The sequence below is a fragment of the Arthrobacter sp. ISL-69 genome, from assembly GCF_018613775.1.
Taxonomy (GTDB): Bacteria; Actinomycetota; Actinomycetes; order Actinomycetales; family Micrococcaceae; genus Arthrobacter.
Genome location: NZ_JAGGPO010000002.1, coordinates 67,155 through 73,935 on the forward strand (window position 1 = coordinate 67,155; position 6,781 = coordinate 73,935).

Below are 6,781 nucleotides of genomic sequence, written 5' to 3' on the forward strand. Positions count from 1 at the left end.
CTTCTTAAGCCGGGATTGGACCGGGGTCCGGCCACCGTCTAGCGTGAGTCCTATGTCGGCCACCGATTCTTCAGCGAAGTCCAACAGCAACACTTTGCTGGTCCTCGCAAAAATCTCATCCATCCTGGACGCCTTTTCGCTGTCCCGGCCGGTACTCTCACTGTCCGACATCCGTGAATTCACGGGAATGCCCAACTCCACAGTCCAGCGCCTGGTCACCAACCTGACGTCCCAGGGCTTCCTGGACAGGGAGGAAGATGCCTACCGCATCGGGATGCGCATGGCATTCTGGGCTGCCCCGGCCACCCGGGGCATGGAAGTGCTGGACGTGCTCAGCCCCGTGCTAAAGACTCTTCGGGACACCACAGGCGAGACCACGTGCTTCTTCAAGGCAGAGCAGCATTACCGCGTGTGCGTGGCCATTGCAGAAACACGGCATGCTCTTCGCCGTGAGATGCATCTGGGCAAGCTCCTCCCGCTCCACGCCGGTTCCGCGGGCCGCGTCCTCCTGGCCTGGGATGAGGACCTCATGGACGCTGTTCTTCGCGATCCTTTGGAATCGATCACCGAATCCACGATTACCAGTTCCGAGGATCTGGAAACTGCTGTGAAGACAACCCGGAGGGACGGGTTTGCCATCACGGTTGGCGAGCGGGAAGACGGCGCCTCCGGTCTTTCCGCACCGGTTTTCGACTCGGCTGCCGGTTTGGTCGGGGCACTGACCATCAGCGGGCCCACCCTGCGGATGCCGCTGGAGACCTGCGAGGCATGGGTCGAACCGCTTCTTGCAACAGCCGAGCATATGACCAGACTGATCGGCGGCCGGTTTCCTGGCGAGGCGTGACACCGCCAGGAAACCGCTTTCTTCACGGATCGTCCGGCACGGAACCGGGAACCGCCCCTGCAGGGATTAGCGGGACATTGCCCGCGGGTTGACTGCGTGCGGCGGCACACGACCCTCAGCGATGGCCACTGCGTTCAGCGCGCTCAGCCGGGCCATTTCGCTCCGCACGGGCACCGTGGCGCTGCCCACGTGCGGCAGCAGAACCGTATTGGGCAACTCGGCAAGGCCGGGCGCCAGCCGCGGTTCGTCCTCGAAGACGTCCAGCCCGGCACCGGCGATGACGCCATCCCGCAGCGCCTCCACGAGTGCTGCCTCGTGCACGATCGGCCCGCGGGCCGTATTGATCAGGATTGCGTCGGGCTTCATGCGGCGCAGCACGTCCGCGTCCACCAGGTGACGCGTCTGGTCTTTCAGCGGCACGTGCACGGACAGGAAATCGCTCTGTTCCACGAGTTCCTCCCAAGGCACCTGGCGGACCTTGCCAGCGAACTCGCCGAGTTCCTCATCGCTGACGGGACGGTCGCCCGGCGGCCGCGGCGAGAAGACCACCTCCATGCCGAAGCCCAGGGCACGCCGTGCCGTGGCGCGGGCGATCCTGCCGAACCCGGTGACCCGCCCGGCCTCGCCCAGCAGTTGAAGCCCGGGATCAGGGATCGCCGTGGTCACCAGGAAACTGTTGGCCATCTTCAGTTGCCTCCGATGCCGGAGGGCGCGGCGGCGTTGTCCGCCCGGATGACCCATTCGAAGGCCGGCGCTTTGGAACGGGCACCCTGGGCAGCTTTGGAGCGGTTGGGTTCGCCCAATTCCGCGAGCAACTTCTCGGAGAGACCCACCATTCCGGCGAACCTTTCCGTGGTCAGCCAGCCGGGACGGGTTGCGAACAGGATGTCCTCGCTGGACGTGTTTCCGCTGGCCCCCGGAGCAAACGGGCAGCCGCCCAGTCCACCCAGGGCGCCGTCCACCATGGCGGCGCCGGCCTGGATGGCGGCGAGGGTGTTGGCCACACCGAGCCCCCAGGTGTCGTGGCCGTGATAGACGATGCGCCGCGCCGGAGATTCGTTGCGAACGCGTCGGATCAGCCCGGAGACCTGCGCGGGGACGGCCTGGCCAAGGGTGTCGCAGAGCACGATGTCCGTGGTTCCCTCAGCGCGCGGGTCGTTGGCGATGGACAGCACCCGTTCCTCCGGCACCGTACCCTCGAAGGGGCACGTGAACGACGTCGCAATACAAAGTTGTATCTGTCCGCCGACGGCGCGGGTGTACTCCACCGCCTGCGGCAGTGCAGCCAGGCTTTCGTCCGTGGTGCGGCCGATATTCGCTTTGTTGTGTGAGTCCGAGGCGGAGAGGCAGTACTGGAAGTTCCGTGCCCCGGCGGCCGCGGCCTTGGCCACGTGGCCGGGGGTGGCCACCCAGATCCAGCACTTTTCGAGTTCCTCCGGCGTGAGGGCCTGGACGACTTCGAGCGTGTTGGCCATGGTGGGGACGAGGTCCGCGCGGGCCATGGAGCCCAGCTCGATCGACGGAACGCCCAGGCGCAGCAGCTCCCGGACCGTTTCGACCTTCCGCTCCGTGGAGAGGAGTTTCCCGGTGAGCTGGAGTCCGTCACGAAGCGTCACGTCCCGGAGGATGGCACTGCCCAGTTCAGCTGCAGGAGCAAAGTCGCTGTGGTTTGAAGGTTGTGTCATGGCTGAAGTGCCTCCTCGCGGCCGGAGGCCGCCGTGATCTCGGCGGGGTCCATGTTGAGGAGCCCGCCGAGGATTTCGTTGGTGTTTTCGCCCAGGTCCGGTCCGAGGTTCCGGATGGGCAGCGACTGGTCACCGATCACGGGGACGATGCCGGGAAAGCCCACCCCGGGCAGGATCTCGTCCCCGGTGGAGACATCGAATTTCTGGATCATGTTGCGGGCGGTGTACTGACTGTCGTTGCTGATGTCCGCCGCTGTGTAGATGGGGCCGGCGGGGACACCGGCGGCGTCCAGGGCTGCCAAGGCGTCGGCGGCGTCTAACTGCCCCGTCCACGCACCGATGGCCTGGTCGAGTTCTTCACGCCGGGCCCAGCGGCCGGCGTTGCCCTGCAGGGCCGGATCGGCGGCCAGGTCCGCGCGCCCGATGGTCTCCATGTACCGCTGGTAGATCGAGTCCCCGTTGCCGGCCACCACGATGCTGGCGCCGTCCTTGCAGATGTACGCGTTGGAAGGGGCGATCCCATCCATCCGGCCGCCCACACGCTGCCGGTCCACGCCGTAAGCCTGGTAGTCCGGAATGAGGGATTCCATCATGGAGAACATCGCCTCGTTCAGCGCGACGTCGATGATCCGCTCGGTGAGCGGTACAGCGCCGGCGGCGTCCCGGCGCCGCGCCTCCCTTTGGTACAGGCTCATCATCGAGCCGAAGGCGGCGTACAGTCCGGCGATTGAGTCCCCGATCGACACTCCGACACGGACTGGTGGGCGGTCGGGGTCACCCACAAGGTTGCGGAACCCTCCGTACGCTTCGGCGACGGCGGCGAAGCCGGGCCGCTCGGACAGCGGACCCGTCTGCCCGAAGGCCGAGATGCGGGTGATAATGAGGTCCGGGTTGGCTTCGTTGAGCACGTCCGGGCTGAGGCCCCACCGTTCGAGCGTGCCCGGCCGGAAGTTTTCCAGCAGGATGTCCGATTTGGCGACGAGTGCGAGCACGGCCTTTTTGCCGGCCTCGGTGCGCAGGTCCAGCACCACCGACTTCTTGTTACGGTTGATGGTCCGGTACAGCATGGACGTATCGCCCTTGTGCAGGCGCCAGTTGCGCAACTCATCGCCGGTTCCCGGCCGCTCCACCTTGATGACCTCTGCACCGAAATCGGCAAGCATCCGCCCTGCCGTAGGCGCGGCGATATAGTTTCCAAGTTCAAGGACGCGGACGCCCTCAAGCGGCGCAATGCGTGTCTGTGTCATCGGGTTTCCTTTTTTCGTAGCGTACTTCTTGTGGGGCGGCGTTCAGTTAGAACAGGAGGCTCATGGGCAGGATAAGCAGGATCGCGACGACGGACGCCACCGAAACCCCGACAGTCACCGATTTCAGCGCGCCCCTCACGCTCTGGCCCAGCAGGGACTGCAGGAGCCAGAAGGTGTTACTGGTGACGTGGACCATGAACAGTGAACCGGCGCCGGCTGCCAGGGCGAGGAGGACAGGGTCCAGGCCGATGGCCGGGGCGATCGGTGCCAGCAGTCCGGCTGCCGTGATGGCGGACAGGGTGACCGAGCCGACGGCGATGTGCAGCACAGCGGCAATGGCCCAGACAACGAGGAGCGGGGCCACGGTGCTCGCCGAGAAAAAGCCGCCCAGAATGTCGCCGAGGCCGGCGGCCGCGACGGTGGCAGCGAGGGATCCGCCGACACCGGTGAGGATCAGGATCTGTCCGCTTTCCTTGAAGCCCACCGTAATGGCCTCTTCCACGCGTTTCTGGCCGACTGCTGAACGGGCCACGAGGCAGGTGCCGATCAGCCCGATGAGGAGCGCAATGACCGGCTCGCCCAGGAGCTTCATCCACTCGGCGTCAATTTTGAGAATCTCAAGGATGGCACCGGTGCCGATGAGCAGCAGTGAGGTCATGAGCGGGGCGAAGAGCAGGAGCAGGGGGAATTGCTTGGTTTCGCGTTCGACTACTGCCACGGTTCCGCTTCCTGTCTTCAGGCCGGTCCCGTTGGCGGCCTTGCCACCCGCCGGCTGGAGGCCGGCTGCTGGGGCCGGCTTCGCGCCGCCGTCGTACGCTTCCTCCTCACCCTCCTTGTCTTCCTCCTCGACGAAGGTGTGGTCTTCATCCTTGGCTTCATTCCAGAAGCCGCGGCGGAAGAGGAACGTCATGATGGCGATGGAAATGATGATGGTCGGAATGACCAGGAGCAGGCCGAACAGGAGCATTTTTCCGAGGGGCACGTTGAGCAGGCCCGCCAGGGCTAGCGAAGCCACGCCGGGAACCGTGAAGACAATGCCGCATTCAAGGGCAATGGCCATGGCCGTCGCCATCCGTGCGGTGCCGAGTTTGCCGATTCTCGGCGCGAGCTTGCGGGCCAAGGGGGCTGAAATGACAAGCAGGACGTCCAGGAAGATGGACTGGAGCAGGGTCCCGATGGCGAGGCCCATGGTGTAGGGCAGGCGCTTCGGACCGAATGTGTTCAGCAGGTTTTCCACGAGGCGCCGGATGGCGCCGGTCTGGTTCAGGATGGAGCCCATCAGGACGCCGAAGGCGATGAGGAGTCCGACGTCCACCATGATCTCGCCAAATCCGGAGGTGATTGTCTTGACGGTTTTTTCCACGCCCAGACCGGCGGCCAGCCCGAGATACACCGAGCCGATCACGAGGGCGATTACAGGGTTGACCTTGAAGCGAACAATCAGCACCACCGCGGCGAGGACCGCCACGGCGGTGTTGATCAAGACAGCGATGTCTGACATAAGGGGATCCGATCGTTGGGCCTTCGACCTTGAAGGCTTGGAACAGGGTCGAGAGAGAGTGATGAGCGACACAGCGCTACACTCATATTATGGGATTAAACCCACAATGCAAGACTAGCTCGGAATGATGGCGCATATTGCGGTCTCCCTGGGGCCGTTCGCGCACAAATCCGCGGCGCTGGCCCGGGTCCTGGAAGACCGCTCGCCGCCCGACGTTTCGGGAAACCTTTGACAGGCTCTGTGACAGGTGCCATAGTCTTTATATGGACCTGTTGGACAGCTGGACAGCTGCACAAGATCGAGTGGTACGCGTTGGCGCGGCTGAGGCGGTCTTCGCATCCCTCCGCAGCGCCATCGAAGGCGGCAAGATCCCGGTCGGCACGCGCCTCGATTCGGAGGCATCGCTCGCCAAGCAGTACGGCGTCAGCCGCACGATGGTCAGGGAGGCACTGCGTTCCTGCACCGCCTTGGGGCTGACGGCCACCCATACAGGGAAGGGTACCTTCGTCATCGCTGACAAGGTGGCCCAGGACCTCAAACTCGGCAAGTACTCGGCCAGCGCCCTTGTGGAAGCACGCCCCCACGTGGAAGTGCCTGCCGCTGGCCTTGCTGCGGAACGCCGTAGCAGCGAAGACCTGGAGGCACTCCGGGAAATCCTGCGGGAAATGTCCGTGGAGGACGATCTCCAGCAGTGGGTGCTGTTGAACACCGAGTTCCACGTGACCATCGCGCGGTGCAGCGGCAACGGCGTGTTCGAATCGTTCCTGTCGGATATCTGCGACGCCATGGCCAACCAGTCGAACACGCTCAACCTCGTGGCTGACCGGCGCAAGGAATCGGGTGAGGAGCACGCCCGCATTTTCGCTGCCATCGAGAGCGGATCAGCCGAGGAAGCATCCCAGGCCATGAGAATGCATTTGCATGGGGTCGAATGCGCCCTGGGCACCATCATCCCCGGAAGCGAGCACTCCAGGGCCGGCCATACGCGCTAGATCCTAAGCCCGACCTCCACGTTTCCTAACCTGCCCCAACCGCTGTAAGCCCCGCGCGGGCTCCTTGCCGTGGAACCGCCATGACCGCAGGCCCGGCAGCGGCATCACCCGGGCTGTCCCGGCCCTTGGATTCTTACCCGCCCCACATTTTTGCGTCCAAAATTACCGCCACGCCCCGTCAACGAAGCCCTGTGAGGACCCCATGACCACCATTGCCGAAACCGCCCCGGACACCCGCTCCGAACACGATCTCCTCGGGGACCGGGACATCCCCGCCGCCGCGTACTGGGGCGTGCACACCCTCCGCGCCGTGGAGAACTTCCCCATCACCGGCCAGCCGCTGTCCACGAACATGTACCTGGTCCGCGGCCTCGCCGCCGTGAAACTCGCCGCCGCCCGCACCAACCGCGAACTCGGCCTCCTGGACCCCGAACGCGCCGACGCCATCGAACAGGCCTGCACCGACATCATCAACGGACACCTCGCCGAGCAGTTCGTCGTGGACGTCATCC

General features: G+C 64.9%; 6 protein-coding genes and 1 pseudogene. 3 read left to right on the plus strand and 4 right to left on the minus strand.

The window, feature by feature from the left end; all coding sequences use genetic code 11:
- Positions 1–52 precede the first annotated feature (52 nt).
- On the plus strand, positions 53–844 hold the full coding sequence (locus J7I79_RS00710) for an IclR family transcriptional regulator (protein WP_214949049.1): 792 nt from the start codon (positions 53–55) through the stop codon (positions 842–844).
- A gap of 66 nt (positions 845–910) precedes the next feature.
- Here J7I79_RS00710 and J7I79_RS00715 read toward each other — a convergent pair.
- The 4 genes and pseudogenes from J7I79_RS00715 to J7I79_RS00730 form a co-directional block, all read right to left on the minus strand.
- Positions 911–1,486 (minus strand): annotated as a pseudogene (locus J7I79_RS00715) (2-hydroxyacid dehydrogenase); the annotation flags it as partial.
- A 44-nt stretch (positions 1,487–1,530) separates the two neighbouring features.
- Positions 1,531–2,529: a hydroxymethylglutaryl-CoA lyase gene (locus J7I79_RS00720; protein ID WP_214949051.1), complete on the minus strand. Its 999-nt coding sequence runs from the start codon at positions 2,527–2,529 to the stop codon at positions 1,531–1,533.
- Entirely contained in the window at positions 2,526–3,776 is a 1,251-nt protein-coding gene (locus J7I79_RS00725) for a CaiB/BaiF CoA-transferase family protein (RefSeq protein ID WP_214949053.1), read from the minus strand. Before J7I79_RS00725 ends, J7I79_RS00720 begins: the two co-directional genes overlap by 4 nt.
- 46 nt (positions 3,777–3,822) lie before the next feature.
- Complete coding sequence (locus J7I79_RS00730; protein ID WP_214949055.1) at positions 3,823–5,277, minus strand: GntP family permease; 1,455 nt, start codon at positions 5,275–5,277, stop codon at positions 3,823–3,825.
- Positions 5,278–5,540: 263 nt separating this feature from the next.
- Between J7I79_RS00730 and J7I79_RS00735 the strand changes: the two genes are divergently transcribed.
- Complete coding sequence (locus tag J7I79_RS00735) at positions 5,541–6,269, plus strand: FadR/GntR family transcriptional regulator (RefSeq protein WP_214949057.1); 729 nt, start codon at positions 5,541–5,543, stop codon at positions 6,267–6,269.
- A 202-nt stretch (positions 6,270–6,471) separates the two neighbouring features.
- Positions 6,472–6,781 (plus strand): lyase family protein (locus tag J7I79_RS00740; protein WP_251042229.1); only part of this gene is annotated, 310 nt, incomplete at its 3' end.